The following is a 2,074-nucleotide window of genomic DNA, read 5'->3' on the forward strand; positions in this document are numbered from 1 at the left end:
CTTTCCATCGGGTGGTCACGGTGCTGGCGCACAAATTCGGCAACGACATCGAGGAAGGCGCGGCGCCGACGCTCTACTGCATCAGTGAACCGATACCGCCCGGCAGCTATGTGGGTGTCGAGGGTCGACTTGGGCTCAAGGGCGGCCCGGTGCTCATCGGCCGCTCTGCTTTGGCGGCCGATTACGAGATCGCCGCCAAGGTGTTCGAATTCGGTGAAAAGGAAACAGGGACAACGGTTCCGGTCTAGCAGCGGCGGGTGGCCCGCGGTGTTCTATGGGGTGGCGGTCGGTTTCGCCCGAACGAGCGCGCACAGCCGCCACTGGCCCGGCACGCCCTTGAGGTGGTGTTCGCCGCGGTCGGCGAACCGGTGTGGTGAGCCGGTGACGATATCGCGGACCGTCGACGACACCAGGATCTCGCTGGGTCCGGCCAGGGCGGCAACGCGCGCACCGATGTGCACCGCCATCCCGGCGACGTCGTCACCGCGCACCTCGACCTCTCCGGCGTGGATGCCTACCCGAATCTCGATGCCCAGCAACCGAACTGCGTCGACGAGGGAATCGGCGCACGCGATGGCGGCACTCGGGCTGGGAAAGGACGCCACGAATCCGTCACCGGCGGTGTTCACCTCGAGGCCACCGAACCGTTCGAGGTCGTGACGCACGATGGTGTCGTGGTTGTCCAACAGGTTGCGCCACCGGCCGTCGCCGAGCAGCGCGGCCCGCTCGGTCGAGCCGACGATGTCGGTGAACATGATCGTGGTCAGCACCCGCTCGCCGCCGAAACCGCCTCGGACACCGGTGACGAACTCCTCGATCTCGTCGAGCATCGGCGCGGCGTCACCGACCCAGTACAGCGCGTCGGCCCCGGGCAGTTCGACGAGTCGCGCGCCGGCGATGCGCTCGGCGATGTAGCGGCCGTTGGCAATCGGGCAGAATTCGGAATCCTCGCGGTGCAGGACCAGCGTCGGTGCGGTGATCCGCTCCAGAGTGTCGCGGACGTCGCAATGCCGGACGGTCAGGATCATCGCGCGCGCCATGCTGGGTGAGGCGGCCCGATTGCCGGCCAGGTCCCACCAGGCACGGAATGCGTGGTCGCCGACCATGCTGGGCGCGATGAAGCCAAGCATGTCGAAACCCTGGTCGACGGCGTCCGGTTCCATCGCCACCGTCGTGTAGGGGTCGTCGTCGACGATGTCGAACCCCATCGGGTAGTCGTCGGCGCGCAGCGTCCGGGCTGCGCCGTTGACGATCACCAGGTTGGCCACCCGCTCCAGGTAGTCCGCCGCGAGAATCAGTCCGGTCATCGAGGCGAACCCGGGTGCGAAAATCGTCGCTCGCTCGCAGCCGATCGCGTCCATCACCGCGACGGCGTCTTTCGCCCAGAACGTCGGGCCGATCACGTCCCGAGAAACGCGCGACGACATGCCGGCCCCGCGTTGGTCGAGTCGGATCACCCGGCTGAAGGAGGCCAGCCGCCGGTGAAAGCGGTACATCGACGGTTCGGCGTCGATGGTGTCGATCGGGATGGACGGACCGGGCAGCACCAGCATGTCGGTCGGCCCATCGCCTAACACCTGGTAGGCGATGTCAACCTCGCTGCAGCTGGCGTAGCGAGTCCGCGGAAACTGCGACACCGCTACAGGCTAGAGCAGGAAACCGATACGTTTACCCGGGCTGGTGCCCGGTAGTCGCTTCCTGGCCGCGCGGACACGAGTATGCAGGTATCGACGAAAGGGAGAGCGTCATGCAGTTGACGGGCAACACCGTTCTGGTCACCGGCGGGGGCACCGGGATCGGTCGCGGCCTGGCCGAGGCCTTCCACCACGCAGGCAACAAGGTCGTCATCGTGGGCCGGCGCGTCGAACTGCTGAAGAAAGTCGCCGAAGCCAACCCGGGCATCGAGTACCTCTCGCTGGATCAGGGCGACGCGGGCGACATCCGGCGGTTCGCGATCGAGCTCAAAGACCACCACCCGGACGTCAACGTGCTGGTCAACAATGCCGGCATTCAGCGGGTCGAGGACATCACCAGCGGCGGTCCCGGGACGGCGGAGCTGACCATCGCGATCAAT

Annotated in this window: 2 protein-coding genes and 1 pseudogene; 2 read left to right on the forward strand and 1 reads right to left on the reverse strand. The window is 66.8% G+C overall.

Going from position 1 to position 2,074, the window contains the following annotated elements; all coding sequences use genetic code 11:
• Nucleotides 1-248: pseudogene (locus tag AC2VOG_RS12440) on the forward strand (SDR family NAD(P)-dependent oxidoreductase); the annotation flags it as partial.
• A gap of 24 nt (nucleotides 249-272) precedes the next feature.
• On the opposite strand, the gene AC2VOG_RS12445 reads toward AC2VOG_RS12440, so the two are convergent.
• On the reverse strand, nucleotides 273-1,637 hold the full coding sequence (locus tag AC2VOG_RS12445) for an adenylate/guanylate cyclase domain-containing protein (protein ID WP_486940203.1): 1,365 nt from the start codon (nucleotides 1,635-1,637) through the stop codon (nucleotides 273-275).
• Nucleotides 1,638-1,747: 110 nt separating this feature from the next.
• Here AC2VOG_RS12445 and AC2VOG_RS12450 point away from each other — a divergent pair.
• The coding region (locus AC2VOG_RS12450; RefSeq protein WP_486940204.1) for an SDR family NAD(P)-dependent oxidoreductase at nucleotides 1,748-2,074 on the forward strand (327 nt) is incomplete at its 3' end.

It is taken from the genome of Mycobacterium sp. TH-M11, from assembly GCF_057473725.1.